Source organism: Parazoarcus communis (assembly GCF_003111665.1).
Taxonomy (GTDB): domain Bacteria; phylum Pseudomonadota; class Gammaproteobacteria; order Burkholderiales; family Rhodocyclaceae; genus Parazoarcus; species Parazoarcus communis_B.
The window spans coordinates 1,412,476-1,431,194 of sequence record NZ_CP022188.1; the positions used below are offsets into that span (position 1 = coordinate 1,412,476).

Annotated in this window: 15 protein-coding genes; all 15 read left to right on the forward strand. The window is 62.8% G+C overall.

Annotated features, from left to right (window positions below; translation table 11 throughout):
* The first annotated feature begins 18 nt into the window (after positions 1–18).
* The 15 genes from CEW87_RS06395 to CEW87_RS06465 all read left to right on the forward strand — a co-directional run bounded on the left by CEW87_RS06395 (position 19) and on the right by CEW87_RS06465 (position 18,708).
* Positions 19–1,401 carry a CmpA/NrtA family ABC transporter substrate-binding protein gene (locus tag CEW87_RS06395; RefSeq protein WP_108971945.1) on the forward strand — a complete coding sequence of 461 codons (1,383 nt, stop codon included), beginning with the start codon at positions 19–21 and terminating at the stop codon, positions 1,399–1,401.
* A 139-nt stretch (positions 1,402–1,540) separates the two neighbouring features.
* Entirely contained in the window at positions 1,541–2,383 is an 843-nt protein-coding gene (gene ntrB / locus CEW87_RS06400; RefSeq protein ID WP_108976985.1) for a nitrate ABC transporter permease, read from the forward strand.
* Positions 2,384–2,387: 4 nt separating this feature from the next.
* Complete coding sequence (locus CEW87_RS06405; protein ID WP_108971946.1) at positions 2,388–3,317, forward strand: ABC transporter ATP-binding protein; 930 nt, start codon at positions 2,388–2,390, stop codon at positions 3,315–3,317.
* Positions 3,318–3,337: 20 nt separating this feature from the next.
* Positions 3,338–3,781: a cyanase gene (cynS, locus tag CEW87_RS06410; RefSeq protein WP_108971947.1), complete on the forward strand. Its 444-nt coding sequence runs from the start codon at positions 3,338–3,340 to the stop codon at positions 3,779–3,781.
* Between the two features lie 117 nt (positions 3,782–3,898).
* Entirely contained in the window at positions 3,899–4,762 is an 864-nt protein-coding gene (locus tag CEW87_RS06415; protein ID WP_108971948.1) for an MBL fold metallo-hydrolase, read from the forward strand.
* A gap of 16 nt (positions 4,763–4,778) precedes the next feature.
* Positions 4,779–5,423: a class I SAM-dependent methyltransferase gene (locus tag CEW87_RS06420; protein WP_234421693.1), complete on the forward strand. Its 645-nt coding sequence runs from the start codon at positions 4,779–4,781 to the stop codon at positions 5,421–5,423.
* A 108-nt stretch (positions 5,424–5,531) separates the two neighbouring features.
* Positions 5,532–6,008 carry an Lrp/AsnC family transcriptional regulator gene (locus tag CEW87_RS06425; RefSeq protein WP_108971949.1) on the forward strand — a complete coding sequence of 159 codons (477 nt, stop codon included), beginning with the start codon at positions 5,532–5,534 and terminating at the stop codon, positions 6,006–6,008.
* A 107-nt stretch (positions 6,009–6,115) separates the two neighbouring features.
* Positions 6,116–7,066, forward strand: coding sequence for a DMT family transporter (locus CEW87_RS06430; RefSeq protein WP_108971950.1), 951 nt, complete (start codon positions 6,116–6,118; stop codon positions 7,064–7,066).
* Positions 7,067–7,188: 122 nt separating this feature from the next.
* Positions 7,189–9,333 carry a DctP family TRAP transporter solute-binding subunit gene (locus CEW87_RS06435; RefSeq protein WP_108971951.1) on the forward strand — a complete coding sequence of 715 codons (2,145 nt, stop codon included), beginning with the start codon at positions 7,189–7,191 and terminating at the stop codon, positions 9,331–9,333.
* A 17-nt stretch (positions 9,334–9,350) separates the two neighbouring features.
* Complete coding sequence (locus tag CEW87_RS06440) at positions 9,351–13,076, forward strand: response regulator (protein ID WP_159098098.1); 3,726 nt, start codon at positions 9,351–9,353, stop codon at positions 13,074–13,076.
* A gap of 25 nt (positions 13,077–13,101) precedes the next feature.
* A complete protein-coding gene (locus tag CEW87_RS06445; RefSeq protein ID WP_108971953.1) occupies positions 13,102–14,190 on the forward strand; it encodes an HD-GYP domain-containing protein in 1,089 nt (362 codons plus the stop codon).
* Between the two features lie 168 nt (positions 14,191–14,358).
* Positions 14,359–16,269: a tRNA uridine-5-carboxymethylaminomethyl(34) synthesis enzyme MnmG gene (gene mnmG, locus CEW87_RS06450; protein ID WP_108971954.1), complete on the forward strand. Its 1,911-nt coding sequence runs from the start codon at positions 14,359–14,361 to the stop codon at positions 16,267–16,269.
* A complete protein-coding gene (rsmG, locus tag CEW87_RS06455; protein ID WP_108971955.1) occupies positions 16,266–16,937 on the forward strand; it encodes a 16S rRNA (guanine(527)-N(7))-methyltransferase RsmG in 672 nt (223 codons plus the stop codon). Before mnmG ends, rsmG begins: the two co-directional genes overlap by 4 nt.
* 99 nt (positions 16,938–17,036) lie before the next feature.
* On the forward strand, positions 17,037–17,807 hold the full coding sequence (locus CEW87_RS06460; protein ID WP_108971956.1) for a ParA family protein: 771 nt from the start codon (positions 17,037–17,039) through the stop codon (positions 17,805–17,807).
* Positions 17,808–17,856: 49 nt separating this feature from the next.
* Positions 17,857–18,708, forward strand: a complete 852-nt coding sequence (locus CEW87_RS06465) for a ParB/RepB/Spo0J family partition protein (RefSeq protein ID WP_108971957.1) — start codon at positions 17,857–17,859, stop codon at positions 18,706–18,708.
* Positions 18,709–18,719 lie beyond the last annotated feature (11 nt).

An 18,719-nucleotide genomic window follows, 5' to 3' on the forward strand; every position in this document is an offset into this window, starting at 1 on the left:
GAGAAAAGGTGCCCAGCCATGAAAGACGAAAACCTCTATCGCCCCTATGCGGCCGATGTCGCACTCGGTCGCTGCTCCTGTGGTCAGCATGGCAGCCAGCACGAACATGATGCCGAAGCGGCACGCGCGCGCAGCCTGCGCGGCGAGAAGGCCGAAAGCCTCTCCACCGATTTCGTTGAAGCCGCGCTGGTGCGTGCGATATTCCCGCAGGACGCGACCCGTCGCCGGTTTCTGAAGGCGGTTGGCGCCAATGCGGCGATGGCCGCGATTGCCAGCATGATGCCGATTTCCGACCTCCAGGCCATGACGCTGGAGAAGGCCGGGCCGCTGGAGAAGAAGGATCTGACGGTGGGCTTCCTGCCCATCACCTGCGCGACGCCGATCATCTTTGCCGGCGCCGCCGACTTCTATGGTCGTGAAGGGCTGAACGTCACGCTGCAGAAGACGGCAGGCTGGGCGATTGTGCGCGACAAGGTGCTGGCGAAGGAATTCGACGCATCGCACATGCTGTCGCCAATGCCGCTGGCGATCTCGCTCGGCGCAGGCTCGACCGCGGCGCCGATGGTGATGCCGGTGATGGAGAACATCAACGGCAACGCCATCACCCTCCATGTAAAGCACAAGAACAATCGCGACCCCCGCAACTGGAAGGGCATGAAGTTCGCGATCCCGTTCGATTACTCGATGCACAACTTCCTGCTGCGTCACTACCTTGCCGCCCATGGTCTGGACCCGGACAAGGATGTGCAACTGCGCGTGATGGCACCGCCCGACATGGTTGCGAACATGCGCTCCGGAAACCTCGACGGCTTCATCGTCGCCGAGCCGTTCAACCAGCGCGCGGTCTATGAGAAGGTCGGCTTCATTCACCTGCTGACGAGCCAGATCTGGGACAACCACCCGTGCTGCGCCTTCGCTGCGACCGAGGATTTCGTCAACCAGAACCCCAACACCTTCGCAGCGCTCGTGCGCTCGATCATCGGTGCCACCGCATACGTCAACAAGGCCGAGAACCGCAAGGGCGTGGCCGAGATGATCGCGCCGGCGAACTACCTCAACCAGCCGCAGACCGTCGTGGAGCAGGTGCTGGTGGGGCGCTATGCCGATGGTCTTGGTCATGTGCTCAGCGAGCCCAACCGGATTGCGTTCGATCCCTTCCCCTGGCATTCGATGGGGGTGTGGATGCTGACGCAGATGAAGCGCTGGGGCTACATCAAGGGCGAAGTGAATTACCAGGACATCGCCGAGCGCGTGTATCTCGCCACCGATGCGAAGAAGCGCATGGCCGAGCTTGGGCTGGAGGCGCCGGCGCAGACTTACAAGAAGCACATGATTCTGGGCAAGGAGTTCGATCCTGCACAGCCCGAGGCCTACCTGAAAGGCCTTTCAGCCGGGGCGTGACGCCGGACCCACTCCATAACAGAGAGACCATCATGTCAGCCAGTTCGCAACGACTCAACATCCGCCCGGATGCGCCGGAACTGTCCCGTCAGCACGGATGGGCAGACGTCCTTTCACCCTGCGGCAAGGGGGTGCGGCCATGAACAAGCACCTGCCTATTCGTGCCGCACTGCTGTCGCTCGTGCTCTTTGCCTGCTTCATTGGCATCTGGCATTACGCGACGCTGCCGTCGGACAATGTAGTGGTGTCCGCCGCCGACGCGGAATACGCCGCCCTGATGGGGCAAGGCGCGGGCAAGGCCGAGGGCTTTCCGACGCCGTCGGCGGTCGGGCGCACCTTCGTGCATTTCCTGTCCGACCCCTTCTACGACAATGGCCCCAACGACAAGGGGATCGGCATCCAGATCGCCTACTCGCTGATGCGTGTCGGCGCGGGATTCTTCCTCGCCACCCTGGTGGCCCTGCCGCTTGGATTCATCATCGGCATGTCGCCGCTGATGACGCGGGCGCTCAACCCCTTCATCCAGGTACTCAAGCCGATCTCGCCGCTGGCGTGGATGCCGCTGGCGCTGTACGTGCTGAAGGACTCGGACGTGTCGGGCATCTTCGTCATCTTCATCTGCTCGATGTGGCCGATGCTGCTCAACACCGCGTTTGGTGTCGCGTCGGTGCGGCGCGACTGGATCAACGTGGCGCGCACGCTCGAAGTGGGCCCGATGCGCAAGGCCTTCCAGGTCATCCTGCCGGCGGCAGCGCCGACCATTCTGACTGGCATGCGCATCTCCATGGGCATTGCCTGGATCGTCATCGTCGCAGCCGAGATGCTGGTCGGCGGAACGGGGGTCGGCTATTTCGTGTGGAACGAGTGGAACAACCTCGCCCTGCCTAACGTGATCTTTGCAATCACCATGATCGGCCTCGTCGGCATGCTGCTCGACTTCGCCTTCGGTGTGTTGCAGAAGATGGTCACCTACCGGGACTGATGCCATGACCAATCATTATCTCAGCGTGGAAGGCCTGAAAAAGGCTTATCCGACCAGTGACGGAAAAGTCGGTACGCCGGTTTTCGAAGACATTCATTTTTCAATCGAAAAGGGCGAGTTCGTCTGCATCATCGGGCATTCGGGTTGTGGCAAGACGACGATCCTGAATGTGCTTGCCGGCCTCGAAGAGGCTTCGGGCGGCGTGGTCATCATGAATGGCCGCGAGGTCAAGGGACCGAGCCTGGACCGTGGGGTGGTGTTCCAGAGCCACGCCCTGATGCCGTGGATGTCGGTGCTCGGTAACGTGGCGTTTGCGGTGAAGTCGAAGTGGCCGGACTGGTCGAAGGCGAAGATCGCAGCACACTGCACCGAATACCTCGAAATGGTCGGACTCGGGCATGCCATCCACAAGCAGCCGGCCGAACTGTCCGGGGGCATGAAGCAACGCGTAGGCATCGCCCGCGCATTTGCGATCCAGCCCAAGATGCTGCTGCTCGACGAGCCCTTCGGCGCACTCGATGCGCTGACCCGCGGCACCATTCAGGACGAGTTGCTGAAGGTCGTGCAGGCCACGCACCAGACCGTTTTCATGATCACCCACGATGTGGACGAAGCCATCCTGCTCGCCGACAAGGTGATCCTGATGAGCAACGGTCCCCTGGCGAAGGTTGCCGAGATCGTCGAGATCACGATGCCGCGCAACCGCACCCGCGCCGAAATGCATCACGACCCGCAGTACTACCGGATTCGCAATCACCTGGTCGACTTCCTCGTCAATCGATCGAAGGACTATGCAGGTGGCGGCGAGCTCGCCCAGTACGACCCGAAACACCCGCCGGTGGTGCGCCCGGGGCTGGCCGAGGAGCAACAGGCCGCACTGGCGCCCGAAACCGCACGTCCGGTCCCGCAGCTCAAGAAAGTTGTTAATCAGTAGTTTCCTCAAGGAGAGATCACATGAACCGCAATGACGTTACCGAAATGATCGTGGCCGCCAAGATTGCCAAGGGCATCAAGTGGGCGGATGTGGCCGTAAAGATCGGCCTGGCAAAGGAGTGGGTGACCTCGGCCTGTCTGGGGCAGATGGCTTTCACCGCGGAACAGGCTGCGATTGTTGCCGACATCTTCGCCTTGCCGCCCGAGGCCATTCCCGTGCTGCAGGCCGTGCCCTACAAGGGTTCGCTGCCGACTGCCGTGCCGACCGATCCGCTGATCTACCGTTTCTACGAGCTCATCAGCGTGTATGGCACGACCTTCAAGGAGCTTATCCACGAAGAATTCGGCGACGGCATCATGTCGGCGATCGATTTCAAGATGGACCTTCAGCGCGAGCCCCACCCCGCCGGTGACCGCGTCAGCATCAACATGTCCGGCAAGTTCCTGCCGTACAAGACCTACTGATCGACGCCTGTTCGCGGATCGGTGGTGCGGCGTTTCGTACCACTGATCCGTGCGTTGGCCTTCGGTCCGTTGCTTCAAGGCAATGCACAACATCCATAAATCAGCAGGACATTCTTCGTGAAGACGCTCGCAGAGCCATTCTTCGACGCCGCATCGGGTACGTTCAGTTACGTGGTGTACGCCGGTGCCGGCTGCGAATGCGCAATCATCGACCCGGTGCTTGGTTTCGATCCGGTCTCGGGGCGTACGTCCACCAGCGGTGCCGACCGGATCATCGACTTCGTGCGCGCCCGCGCGCTGAAGGTCGAGTGGCTGCTCGAAACGCATGCGCATGCCGATCACCTGTCTGCCGCGGCCTATCTGCGCAGTGTGCTTGGCGGCAAGGTGGGCATCAGCGCCCGTATTCGCGAGGTTCAGCAGGTCTTTCACGACGTCTATGATCTGGGGCCGGGATTCAGCTGCGAGGGCACGCAGTTCGACCACCTCTTTGCGGCGGACGAGTGCTTCAGCATCGGTCCGCTTCCGGCGCAGGCGCTGCACGTGCCCGGTCACACGCCAGCAGACATTGCTTACCAGGTCGGTGACGACACGGTGTTCGTCGGCGATACGCTGTTCATGCCCGATGTCGGCACGGCACGGTGCGATTTTCCGGGGGGCGATGCCGCCACCCTGTATCGCTCCATCTGCCGTCTGCTGGCGCTGCCTGCCAGTACTCGCCTGTACCTGTGCCATGACTACCCGACGGCAGGGCGCGAGGCATGCGGCCTCAGCAGCGTGGCGCAGCAGCGGGCACAGAACATTCATGTCGGGGATGGCATCACCGAGCCGGCGTTCATTGCCATGAGAACGCAGCGCGATGCCACCCTGGATCTGCCGCAGCTGATGCTGCCCGCGATACAGGTAAACATCCGCGCAGGCAATCTGCCGCCCCCGGGGAGCAACGGGGTGCGCTACCTGAAAATCCCGCTCGATCTGATGTAACACGGACAGGTGATCAATGGGTCAGTCAATGCAATCCCGGGCGCACTGGGAGAAGGTCTACTCGGACGTTCCCGCCGAAGGCGTGAGCTGGTTTCAGGATCACGCGCTGCGTTCCCTTCGCCTCATCCGCGAGACCGGCCTGCCGCGATCGGCAGCGGTGCTGGATGTAGGCGGCGGGGCATCGACGCTGGTCGACGATTTGCTGCGGGAGGGCTATTCGGCACTCACCGTGCTTGACCTCTCGGAAGCGGCGCTCGCGGTCGCCAGGGCACGGCTCGGCGAGTCTGCGCACACGATCAACTGGGTGGCAGCGGATATCACGAACGCCGGTCTGCCCAGCCAATCCATCGACATCTGGCACGACCGCGCTGTTTTTCATTTCCTGACCACGGCGCAGGAACGCCATGCCTATATCGAGACCGTACTGCGGGTGGTGAAGCCCGATGGCCACGTGATCGTCGCGACCTTTGCCGAAGATGGACCGACAAAGTGCAGCGGGCTGCCGGTCATGCGCTACAGCGCCAGTGAATTGCATGCAACGTTCGGCGCACCGTTCGAACTGCTTGCACATGAACGGGAGGCGCACGCGACGCCCTCGGGTGCGGTTCAGCAGTTCGTCTATTGTCATTGCCGTCGAACGGGATCTGCGGCAAGGGTGTGATCCCGGCTGAGTCGCAGTTGGTCAGGCCGGTGATTTTTTCGCGATCAGTGCATTGAGCTCGGGTTTGATGCAAGAATCTGCCGATTGAAACGCGATCGGAGACATTGCATGCAGCTCGACCGCTACGACCGCCAGATCCTCGAGGTGTTGCAGGACGAAGGCCGTATCAGCAATCAGGACCTTGCCGACCGCATCAGCCTGTCGCCTTCGTCGTGTCTGCGCCGGGTGCGCACGCTGGAAGAGTCCGGCCTGGTCACCGGCTACCGCGCCATGCTCGATGCGCGCAAGCTCGGCCTGTCGCTGATGGCGCTGATCTACATTTCGATGGACCGTCATACGCCCGAGCGCTTCGTCAATTTCGAGTCGCAGGTTGCGGCCATCCCCGAGGTCCTCGAGTGCCTGCTGATTACCGGTCAGGAAGCCGACTATCAGCTCAAGGTGGTGGTGGCCGACATGGACGCCTATCAGGAGCTGCTGCTCAACCGCCTGACCCGCATTGCCGGCGTGACGGGCGTGCACTCGAGCTTCGTCCTGCGCCGGGTGATCGACAAGACTGCGCTGCCACTGGGGCCGGGGGCGGCCTGAGTCACTGCGGGCATTGGCATGCTATGTTCGCCGGCCTGAATCCGTCCGTAATGACATGGCGATCTGCGCCCATGCAGCGGCGGTAGGGTCTCGAGCGGAAAATCGATATGTGGCTTGGTGTCCTGTACGCCCTCGGCGCAGGTTTGTTGTGGGGGCTGGTGTTTGTCGGCCCCATGCTGCTGGAGGAATATCCTCCGGCCTTGCAGGTGGTCGGGCGTTATCTCGCCTTTGGTCTGATTGCACTGCCACTGGCGTGGATTGACCGCCGGAGCCTGGCGCGGCTGACGCGTGCCGACTGGAAGGATGCGCTCAAGCTGGCGGCGATCGGCAACCTTCTTTACTACTTCCTTCTGTCCAGTGCGATTCAGCGCGCCGGCGGCCCCTTGCCGACGATGCTGATCGGCACCTTGCCGGTGGTGATCGCCATCGTGTCGAACCTGCGTAACGGCGATCGGGACGGGCGCCTGCCGTGGTCGCGGCTGGCCTTGCCCCTGCTGGTGATCGCCGTCGGAATTGCCTGTGTCAATCAGGTGGAGTTGGACGCATTGCGTGCGGACGCCGATGCCGATTCTGGGCGCTACCTCCTGGGGGGCGTGCTCGGTCTGGGCGCGGTGGTGTGCTGGACCTGGTATCCGATCCGCAATGCGGACTGGTTGCGCGAGCATCCAGGCCGCAGCCCGCGCGTATGGGCGACGGCTCAGGGGCTGGCCACGCTGCCGCTGGCGCTGGCGGGCTACGTATTGCTGTGGGGCGGAATGGCGCTTTCCGACAGCAGCTTTCCCATGCCGCTCGGGCCGCGGCCGGCCTTCTTTCTTGGTCTGATGCTTGCGATTGCGCTGCTCGCCTCCTGGCTCGGCACGCTGTGCTGGAATCAGGCCAGCCAGCGCCTGCCCACGGCGATGGTGGGTCAGCTGATCGTTTTCGAAACCCTTGCTGCGCTGAGTTACGCCTACATCCTGCGCGGCGTCTGGCCGGAGCCACTGACGCTGGCCGGCATTGCCTTGCTGATCGCCGGGGTGGTGACGGCGGTTCGTGTGCGCCCTCAATGCCCCGGTTGATCGATTGCATTGCGTGAGAATGTTCCCGTGACTGCTATGCGTAAAGTGATAACCTTGGCCCCGATAAGGACTTTGCCGGGCGAGATACGGTGTGCGTGTGCCGTCCCGGCCGGAGTGGTGTCATGTTCAAGAATCCTGTTGCAGCCGTCATCGGATTGATCCTGTTGAGCGCGTTGCTCCTGGCTACATCGCTGGTGTATCGCCACGAGTCCGAACCCGTCTTGAGCAATGGAGGGGCGCCTGCCGCAATCGATGTGCTGCGTTTCGGCCATAACATTCCTGAAGACAGTGCCTTGCATCAGGCGGCGGCGCGCTTTGCAGCGCTTGTTGCCGAGCGTAGCGGCGGACAGCTGCAGGTGGAGGTTTTTCCCGCCCAGCAGCTCGGTACCGACGATCAAATGCTGGAGATGGCGCGTCGTGGCGAACTCGACATCCTGCTGATCCCGACAGCCAAGGTGAGCGTGTCGGTGCCCGCCATGCAGTACGCAGACCTGCCATTCTATTTTCCTGCGCGCGAAGACCTGTACGACATGCTCGACGGCGAGCCCGGTCAGATTCTGCTCGGAAAGTTGCGCGACATTGATCTGATCGGTGTCACCTTCTGGGAGAACGGATTCAAGCACTTCACCGCAAACAGGCCGCTGCGCAGCCCCGCGGATTTTGCGGGCATGAATATCCGCATCATGAAAAGCCGCCTGCTGATGAAACAGTTCCATGCCTTCGGGGCGCATTCGATTCCGATCGACTTTCATGCGACCCGCCAGGCGCTGGCCGATCAGGCTGTGGATGGCCAGGAGAATCCCCTGGTGGCGATCGTCAGCATGGGCCTGCACGAGGTGCAGTCGCACCTTACATTGAGCAGCCACGGGTATCTGGGCTACATCTTCATGATCAGTGCGCAGGTGTTTGACCGCCTGTCCGCGAACGAACAGAAGTTGTTGATCGACACCGCGCGTGAATTGACGCCATGGGAGCGCGCCGAAACCCGTCGGCGCGAGGAGGCGCTGCTCGAGACCATTCGGCAGTCTGGTGTCTCGATCCATCAATTGACCGCACAGGAGCGGGCACAGTTTGCGGCTGCGACCGAGCACATTCCAGGCATTTTCGAGGAGGTGATCGGCGCCGATGTGCTGTCCCTGTCCGAGGAGTTGCTTGATCGCAAGTATGGTCGTGGTGATGAAATTGTCGTCGGGCTGGATGCCGATCTCTCGCAGGAGTGTCGCAGCGCCGGTCTGGGCTTCAGGCGCGGAGCGGCACTGGCGATCGACGAGATCAACGCGTCCGGCGGCGTGCTGGGCAAGAAGCTGAAACTGATTGCACGCGATCACAAGGGCTTGCCAAGTCTGGGCGTGAGCGACATGGAATATTTCGCCTCCCGTCCGGATGTGGTCGGTGTGCTTGGAGGCGTGCAGTCCAGCGTCGCAGTGGCACAAGGCGATGTCGTGCGCCGGGCCGGGCTGCCTTTCGTCGTGCCCTGGGCGGCTGCCTCGGAGGTGATTGCCCTGGATCGCGCGGCCGATCCGGTATTTCGCGTGTCTGCTTCCGATACGCTTGTTGCGCCTTTCGTGATTGAGCACGTACTTCGCCATGGCCGGCGGCCGGCCATTCTGTTCGAGAACTCATTGTGGGGACGCGGCAACCTTGAGTCGATGCGCACGCAGCTCAAGGAACGGGGGCTCGATTTCGTGGCGGCAGAGAGCTTCAATCGGGGTGAGACCAATTTCGAGCTGCTGGTGTCCCGGGTGGAGCAAGGCCGCGCGGATGTACTGATGATGATCGCTGCGCCCGATGAGGGCGGGCGGATTGTGAAGCGCCTGGCCGAGCGTGGCGTGCTGACGCGCGTCGTATCGCACTGGGGCATCAGCTGTGGCGATTTCTGGGGCGACAACAGCGAGGCTTTGGCAAAGGTGGATCTCAGCTTCTTCCAGACCTTCACCTTTGTCGGCAACAGCCGAGCCGCGAGCCGGGCGCTGGAGCAGCGCTACCGTGCCCGTTACGCGCTGGACGCAAACCAGGATGTTCCGGTGCCGCAGGCCGTTGCGCAGGCGTATGACAGCGTACATCTTCTTGCATTGGCGGTTCAGCAGGCAGGGACGACCGAGCATGCCGCGGTGCAACGCGCCCTCGAATCCCTGCCACCCTTCGAGGGCGCGGTGCGACGGTATGCGCCGGCCTTCTCGCCCCGGCGCCACGACGCAATGGGGGTTGAGAACTTTCATATGGCACGTTATGCGAGCAATGGTGCAATCGTGCGTGCCGACCAATGACCCGGACGAACGCTGTGATGGATACTGAACGATCCGCTTCGTCTTCCGGCGCGCACCTCGGGCGCAGTCTCAAGCGCAGGCTGGTGCTCCAGGTTGCTGGCTTCGTGGCCGCGACCATGGTTCTGGCGACCGCGCTCGTCGCGGTGCTGCTCGACAGCAACATCGAACGTCAGATGCAGCAAACGCTTCAGGGCGCGGGATGGTCGACGCAGGCACTGCTGGAGCAGCGGATTGCGTATCTGGTCGAGAACACCGAGCGCCTTGCCGACAACCAGCTGGTCGTTAACGGCCTCGTCGATGCCCAAGGGCGCAGCACCTACCTGCCTAAACTGACGGAAAACTTTGCTGAAGGGCGCGATGTAGCGGTGTTTTCGCTGGTCGATTTTGACGGCCGGCCGGTGTTCCAGACCGATAGCGGCGTGGTCGATTACAACGCCTCGCGCGAATTGCGCAGCGCATTGGCGCTCGGAAAGCGGGCCTTGTTCATACGGCCGGAAGCAGACCGTCTGGTGGTGGCAGTACCCATCTACTTCTACAAGACCGTGCAGGGCGCAGTCGTCGTTGAGTTCGATCTTGGTGCAATCGGCAGGCGCAATCAGGTTGATCTTCCGCAAGCGTATTTTCGTCTGATCGATGGCGAGCGTGAGCTGATCGCATTCAATCACGTCGAAGGCCCGTCTTACATCAGCCAGCGCTTCCGTCCGGACGCACGTACGCCCCTGCTTCTTGACCTCGGGCTGGAGGTCGAGATCGGTGTGCCCGAATCCGTCCGCAACACGGCGGTCTGGGCCGTCACGCAGCGTCTGTTGCTCTTGGGCGGCGTGCTGACCCTGATCGCGGTCTTTGTCTCGGCGTGGATCGGAAACTCCATCGCGCGTCCGATTCTTGAACTCTACCGGCGCGTCACCTCCAACGATGCGGCTGAGGCGCTTGGCGCTCCGCTGGGCACAGGTGACGAGCTCGAGGCGCTGGCGCGCGGCTTTGCTGAACGCACTGCCGAGTTGAGCAAGATACAGAGCGAACTCGAGACAAGAGTCGTCGAGCGCACGGCAGAACTGTCGGCTACGACCGAGGCACTTGCCGAGAGCAGGACCATCCTGGAGGGCGCGCAGGAGATGACGCATCTGGGGAGCTGGGTGTGGACGCGCAAGGATGATCGGCAACAGTGGTCGGAAGAGCTGTTTCGCATTTTCGGCTTTGAACCGGATGCGCTTGCGCCGACCTGGGCGCACTTTCTGGATGCAGTGGATCCGGACGACAGGGAGAGGGTCCGTTCAGCGCTCGAGAGCGCGTGGCTCGATTCGTCACGACGGCTGCAGTTCGAACACCGGATCGTGCAGGCGGGGACGGGCGCGCGCCGGTATGTCGAACAGATCGTACAGGTCGTGCCCGACGATGCTGGCAGGCCCGTTCGCATGCTGGGTGCGATGCTTGATATTACGGGCCGCAAGCAGGGAGAAATCGAGCTTGAGAAGGCCCGGCAGGCGGCGGATGCAGCGAATGCGGCCAAGTCTGACTTCCTGGCCAATATGAGTCATGAGATCCGTACACCGCTGAATGTCGTCACCGGTATGGTGCATCTGGTGCTCGAGTCCGAACTCACGCCGCGTCAGCGCAACTATCTGGTCAGGGTGCAGCGTTCTGCAGGATCGCTGCTGGGGCTGATCAATGACATTCTCGACTTTTCCAAGATCGAGGCACGCAGACTTGTGCTCGAGGAAGTGCCGTTCAGTCTGCAGGATGTGCTCACCGATTTTGCCAACGTGGTGGGCCTGAAGGCCGAGCAGAAGGGGCTTGAACTGTTGCTGGACGTTCGGCCCGATGTGCCGCAGCAGCTTGCAGGCGATCCGCTGCGAATCGGCCAGGTGCTCACCAATCTGGGCTACAACGCGGTGAAATTCACCGAGTCTGGCGAGGTCGTGCTCAAGGTTGAGGTGCTTTCCCGTGAGCCCGGACTGCCTGAAGCCGGCGGCACCGGTGTCGCTGCGCACGCACAGAGGGCAACATTCAGGTTTTCCGTCCGCGACACGGGGATTGGCATCAGCCCGGAGCAGCAGGCCCAGCTGTTCAAGCACTTCACGCAGGCTGACAGTTCCACAACACGCCGCTTTGGTGGAACCGGGCTGGGGCTGGCGATCTCGAAGAACCTGGTCGAGATGATGGGCGGGCATATCGGCGTGCACAGCGTGGAAGGGCAGGGCAGTGAGTTCCACTTCACCATCTCGCTGCCCTGCCGGGCCGATGCCGTGGATGAGCGCTTGCAGCCGGACGACGACCTCAAGGGCATGCGGGTGCTGATCGTCGATGACAACAGCAGTGCGCGGGATATTCTGAGCGCCATGCTTACGCTGCTGAGCTTCAGGGTTCGCACCGCGGCAAGCGGCGAACAGGCGCTTGCGGAGATCGACACCGCGTGCCGGGGCGGAACGCCGTATGGTCTCGTGCTCATGGACTGGGTGATGCCCGGCATGGATGGGCTGGAATGCACGCGCCGTATCCGTGCCGAATGGGCTCATGAGCAGCAGCCAAAAGTGATCATGGTCACCGCACGCGATCCTGACGAAGTGCCTGCGGATGCCGCCGTGGACGAGGTGATCGCAAAACCGGTGACGCCGTCGTCGCTGCTCGATGCCATCCAGCGCGTCCACGGATACAAGGTGCCGGTGCGAGCCCATCGGGCGATGCGTGACGCCGAGAACAGAGCGGTGATCGAACGTCTGCGGGGCGCGCATGTGCTGGTGGTGGAGGACAATGAGCTCAACCAGGAGCTCGCAACCGATCTATTGACCAACGCGCGGATTTCCACCCGCATCGCCAACGATGGGCGCGAGGCACTGGAGTGGCTGGCGCGTGAGGCGTTCGATGGCGTGCTGATGGATCTGCAGATGCCGGTGATGGACGGTTTCGAAGCGACCCGGGCCATTCGCGCTGATCCGCGATGGAAGGACTTGCCCGTCATTGCGATGACTGCGGATGTCATGGCAGGTGATCGCGAAAAGGCGATTGGCGTGGGGATGAACGACCAGATCGACAAGCCGCTCGATGTGGCCAAGATGTTCATGACGATGGCCAGGTGGATTCATCCTGAGGTTCGCGTCGGTGCAAGGGTGGATGTCAGGCCTGGCAGCGAGGAGCGTGAAGCGTTTTCGGTGAGCTTGCCGGGCATCGATACGGCGGCGGGACTGGCCGTGTCGAATGGCGACGAGCGTACCTATCGCAAACTGCTGCTGCTCTTCCTGCGGGGGCAGAAGGACTTCGTTGCGCGATTCCGCACCGCACTCGCCGACGAAGACCAGGCGACGGCGACGCGCCTGGCCCATACCTTGAAGAGCGTCTCGGCCTCAATCGGCGCGACCGCGCTTGCCGCAGATGCGACGGAGCTCGAGATGGCCTGCAGGCATGCGGCCCAAGGAGATCTCATCGAGCGCTGTGTTGCCGCGGTCGAGCGCACGCTATCGGAAGTCATCGATGGCCTGGACAGGATTGTGCGGGTACCGGATGCCCCCGCAGCGCCGCTGGACCATGAAGCGTTGCAGGTGCATCTTGTCCGGCTGCGTCAGCTGCTGGCGACCAGCAATACCGACGCGGTCGAGGAGCTGGATGCGTTGCAGGCGCGGCTTGGATCTGAAGTCGAGCCCTTGGCGAGACTGGACGAGTGCGTTCGGGCGTTCGACTTTGAGGGCGCCTTGATCGTACTCGACGAACTGGCCGATGCCTTGGATCACCGATTCAGGTTACGCTAGCAGGTCACGTTGAAAAGTACATGAAATGACAATCGAATGCACAGACAAGCAGAGCGTTCTGGTTGTTGACGATACCCCAGAGAACATCGAACTGCTGCGGCAGTTGCTGCGCGCGGATTACGTCGTGCACGCCGCCGTGTCGGGCAGGAAAGGGCTGGAGATCGCCCATGCCTCGCCCCAGCCGGACATCATTCTGCTGGATGTCATGATGCCGGACATGGACGGGTACGAGGTCTGCCGCAGGCTTAAACGTGATTCGGCGACTGCGCATATTCCCGTGGTTTTCATTACGGCCCTCGATCAGACAGGCGACGAGGCCAATGGCCTCGCGCTGGGCGCGGTGGATTACATCCGCAAACCGTTCGAGCCGGTGGTGGTGAAAGCGCGGGTGCGCAACCACCTGGCGCTCAAGCGCTACGAACGGGGACTGGAGGCGCTCGTCCAGGCTCGCACCGCAGAACTGGCCCTGACCCAGCAGGTCACGATCGAGGCCCTTGCAACACTGGCTGAGTACCGCGATTCGGAAACCGGCGGCCATATCAAGCGGACACAGCGCTATGTCCGGGTGCTCGCCGAACACATGAGCCAATTGGATGGCTATCGCACGGTCCTCGACGAGGAGACCATCGATCTGCTCTATCGCTGCGCGCCCCTGCACGATATTGGCAAGGTTGCCGTGCGCGATGTGATCCTTCTTAAGCCGGGCGCGCTGACGCCGGCAGAGTTCGAGGAGATGAAGCAGCATGTCCTGTACGGCAGCAAGGCGCTTGAGGTGGCCGAAGAACGCCTCGGCACCAGTTCATTTCTCGGCCTTGCGCGCGAACTGATCCTGAGTCATCACGAGCGCTGGGATGGCACGGGCTACCCTCACGGTTTGCAGGGTGAGCAGATACCCTTGCCGGGGCGCTTGATGGCGGTGGCCGATGTCTACGATGCATTGATCAGCCGACGGGTGTACAAGCCTGCTTTTCCCCATGATCGTGCTGCCGAGATCATCAGGGACGGTCGGGGTGGGCATTTCGATCCCGCAATCGTGGATGCTTTTCTTGCCGTGGAAGACGAGTTCAAGCGCATTGCCAATGAGTTTTCCGACGACACATCAAGTCCGGACTGAGCACGCGACAGCCTGGCACGAAGTTGCGGAACCCATCTCGCTGCGAAGTATAAAACCATGTTTAAAAATGGTTATTTCGTGGAACATGGAACGCAGGTGCTAGGTTTTTGCGGTTCGAAAGCGTAGAATCTCGCCCCTTCCCAAAAGGTTTACTGCGCGGAGCGCGCCATGCTCTATCCCACCCGTTTCGATGTCATCGTGGTCGGCGGCGGTCACGCCGGGACCGAGGCTGCCCTGGCGGCAGCGCGCATGGGCGCGCAGACGCTGCTCCTCACCCACAACATCGAGACTCTGGGGGCGATGAGCTGCAACCCGTCGATCGGCGGCATCGGCAAGGGCCATCTGGTCAAGGAAGTCGATGCGCTCGGCGGTGCGATGGCGCAGGCTACCGACGAGGGCGGTATCCAGTTCCGCATCCTCAATGCCTCCAAGGGGCCGGCGGTGCGCGCGACCCGCGCCCAGGCCGACCGTGTGCTGTACAAGGCGGCGATCCGCAAGCGGCTGGAAAACCAGCCCAACCTGATGCTGTTCCAGCAGGCGGTGGATGACCTCACCGTGATCGGCGACCGCGTCACCGGCGTCGTCACCCAGATCGGCCTGCGTTTCGAGGCACCCACCGTGGTGCTGACCGCGGGCACCTTCCTCAATGGCCTGATCCACGTCGGCATGCAGCACTATTCGGCCGGCCGTGCGGGCGACCCTCCCGCCGTATCGCTGGGCCAGCGCCTCAAGGAGCTCGCGCTGCCGCAGGGCCGCCTCAAGACCGGCACGCCGCCGCGGCTCGATGCCCGCAGCATCGATTTCTCGGTGATGAGCGAGCAGCCCGGCGACAACCCTGAGCCGGTGTTCAGTTTCCTCGGCTCGGTCAGCCAGCATCCGGCACAGCTGCCGTGCTGGATGACCAGCACCAACGCCCGCACCCACGACATCATCCGCGCCAACCTCGACCGCTCGCCGATGTATTCCGGCGTGATCGAGGGCGTGGGGCCGCGCTACTGCCCGTCGATCGAAGACAAGATCCACCGCTTCGCCGACAAGGACAGCCACAACATCTTCCTCGAGCCGGAAGGGCTGACGACGCACGAGATCTACCCCAACGGGATTTCGACCTCGCTGCCTTTCGACGTGCAGCTCGACATCGTGCGCAGCATCCGCGGGCTGGAGAATGCAAACATCCTGCGTCCGGGCTATGCGATCGAATATGACTACTTCGATCCGCGCAACCTCAAGAGCAGTCTCGAGACCAAGTCCATCGGCGGGCTGTTCTTCGCCGGTCAGATCAACGGCACCACCGGCTACGAAGAAGCCGCGGCGCAGGGCTTGCTGGCCGGTGCCAATGCGGCGCTGCAGGTGCAGGGGCGCGAGCCCTGGTGTCCGCGCCGCGACGAGGCCTACCTCGGCGTGCTGGTCGACGATCTCATCACGCGGGGTGTGGCCGAGCCGTACCGGATGTTCACCTCGCGTGCCGAGTACCGCCTGAAGCTGCGCGAAGACAACGCCGATCTGCGCCTCACCGAGCAGGGCCGCGAGCTCGGCCTGGTAGACGACGTGCGCTGGGCGGCCTTCTGCACCAAGCGCGAGGCGATCGAACGCGAATCCGCCCGCCTCAAGTCGAGCTGGGCGCGCCCGGATGCGATTCCGGCTGAAGACCAGATCCGCGTGTTCGGCAAGCCGCTCGAGCGCGAGTACCGCTACTTCGAACTGCTGCGCCGGCCTGAAACCAGCTATGCAGCCCTGATGAGCCTGCCGGGCGCGCCGGAGCAGCCGGAAGCCGATCTGCAGGTGGTTGAGCAGCTGGAAATTGCGGCCAAGTACCAGGGTTATATCGACCGTCAGGACGACGAGGTGGCGCGTCAGCTGCAGGCCGAGTCCACTCTGCTGCCGCCCAATCTCGACTATGCCGAGGTGCGGGGGCTGTCGAAGGAAGTGCAGCAGAAGCTCAACCTCAACAAACCTGAAACCATCGGCCAGGCCGGGCGCATTCAGGGCATCACGCCGGCGGCGATTTCACTGCTGCTGGTGTGGCTCAAGCGCCGCGATCTGGCTGCACGTGCCGACGACGGACGGAAGCTGGCATGAGCGGTGCACTTGCTTCCCACGCCCGCGAACTGAACGAGGGCATCGCGGCGCTCGGCCTTGTGCTGCCGCAGGAAACCGTCGATCGCCTGCTTGCGTTCGGCGAACTGCTGCTGAAATGGAACAGGGTCTACAACCTCACCGCGCTGCGCGATCCGCGTGAAGTCATTACGCATCACCTGCTCGATTCACTCACCGTGCTGCCGTGGGTGGGCGATCTGGGCAAGCTCGCCGACATCGGTTCGGGCGGCGGGCTGCCCGGCATTCCGCTCGCCATCGTGCGCAGCGGGCTGGTGGTGAGCTCGGTGGAAACGGTCAACAAGAAGGCAACGTTCCAGCAACAGGCCAAGATCGAGCTGAAACTGGGCAACTTCAACGTGATCAACGCCCGCGTCGAGCAGGTACAACCCGATCGCCTGCCGGGTGGCGCGGCTGACGGCGTCATTTCGCGCGCCTTCTCCAGCCTGGCCGATTTCGTCAATCTGGCGGGTCATCTGGTGGCCGAGGGGGGTGCGCTGTATGCGATGAAGGGCGTGCATCCGGCCGATGAGCTTGCGGTGTTGCCAGCCGGATGGGCGCTGAGCGAGGTGCATCCGCTCACGGTGCCGGGGCTGGATGCCGAGCGCCACCTGCTGATCATTCGCCGTATTCCTGCAGGAAATGCTGCTTAAATTACGCCCGGCGCGCGTGCTGCGCTGCCGCATTGAACTACACTTGAGGACGCGCACACCGTGTGCGCGTCCTGCAACCGGAAGCTTCTGAACTCGACCATGGCTCGTATTTTCTGTGTAGCCAACCAGAAAGGCGGGGTGGGCAAGACCACCACCTGCGTCAATCTCGCTGCTGCCCTGCATCAGGCTGGTCAGCGCACCCTGCTCATCGATCTCGACCCGCAGGGCAATGCAACCATGGGCAGCGGGGTGGAAAAGCGCAGCCTGACCACCTCCGTCTATCACCTGCTGGTGGGGCTGTCCGGGCTTGCCGACGTGCGCGTCAACTCATCCACCGGTGGCTATGACGTCCTTCCCGCCAACCGCGATCTGGCCGGTGCGGAAGTCGAACTGGTCAATCTCGACAAGCGCGAAAAGCGTCTGCGGGATGCGCTCGCGCCCTTCGATGCCGATTACGACTTCATTCTGATCGACTGCCCGCCCTCGCTGTCGCTGCTCACGCTCAACGGCCTGTGTGCCGCCCACGGGGTGATCATCCCGATGCAGTGCGAGTACTACGCGCTGGAAGGCTTGTCCGATCTGGTCAGCTCGATCAAGAAGGTGCATGCCAATCTGAACCGCGATCTCAAGGTGATCGGCCTGCTGCGGGTCATGTTCGATCCGCGCGTCACGCTGCAGCAGCAGGTTTCGGCACAGCTCGAGGGGCACTTTGGCGACAAGGTGTTTACCGCCATCGTGCCGCGCAACGTGCGCCTGGCCGAAGCGCCCAGCCACGGCATGCCCGGCGTGGTATTCGACAAGTCGGCCAAGGGCGCGCAGGCTTACATGGCCTTTGCCGCCGAGATGATCGAGCGCGTAAAGACCTTGTGAGAGACGCTGCCCGCCATTCAATGAGCCACTCCAAAACAAAGACGACCGCATGAGCCCACCCAAACTCAAAGGCCTCGGCCGCGGCCTCGATGCGCTGCTGGCCGCCAACCGCGAAGACGACTCCGACAAGGGCGAGCTGCAGACGCTGCCCACCGATGCGCTGCAGCCGGGCAAGTATCAGCCGCGTACGCGCATGGACCCGGGCTCGCTGGAAGAGCTGGCGGCCTCGATCAAGGCCCAGGGGGTCATGCAACCCATCCTGGTACGCCTGATCGGCGAGGATGAGTACGAGATCATCGCGGGTGAGCGGCGCTGGCGGGCCGCGCAGATTGCCGGGCTGGACGATGTGCCCTGCCTGGTGCGCGAGATCCCCGACGAAGCCGCCCTGGCGATGTCGCTGATCGAGAACATCCAGCGTGAAGACCTCAATCCTCTCGAAGAGGCCGGCGGCATCCAGCGTCTGATCGACGAGTTCGCCATGACCCACCAGCAGGCTGCCGATGCGGTGGGGCGCTCGCGCCCGGCTGCCTCAAACCTGCTGCGCCTGCTCAACCTTGCCAAGCCGGTGCAGGAATTGCTGATGGCGGGTGACATCGACATGGGTCACGCCCGTGCCCTGTTGCCGCTGGACGGTGCCAGCCAGATTCAGCTTGCCAATCTGGTCGCCGCCAAGCAACTGTCGGTGCGCGATACCGAGCGTCTGGTGCAGCACACGCTGAATCCGCGACAGAAAAAAGCCGCGCTGCCCGTGGATCGCGACCTCGTCCGCCTCGAAGAGGAGATCGCCGACACCATCGGTGCAACGGTAAAGATCAAGGCCAACAAGAAAGGCGCGGGCGAGGTCACCATTCGTTTCGGCAGTCTGGACCAGCTCGATGGTTTGCTCGGCCGCCTGCGCTGAGCGCATGCGGC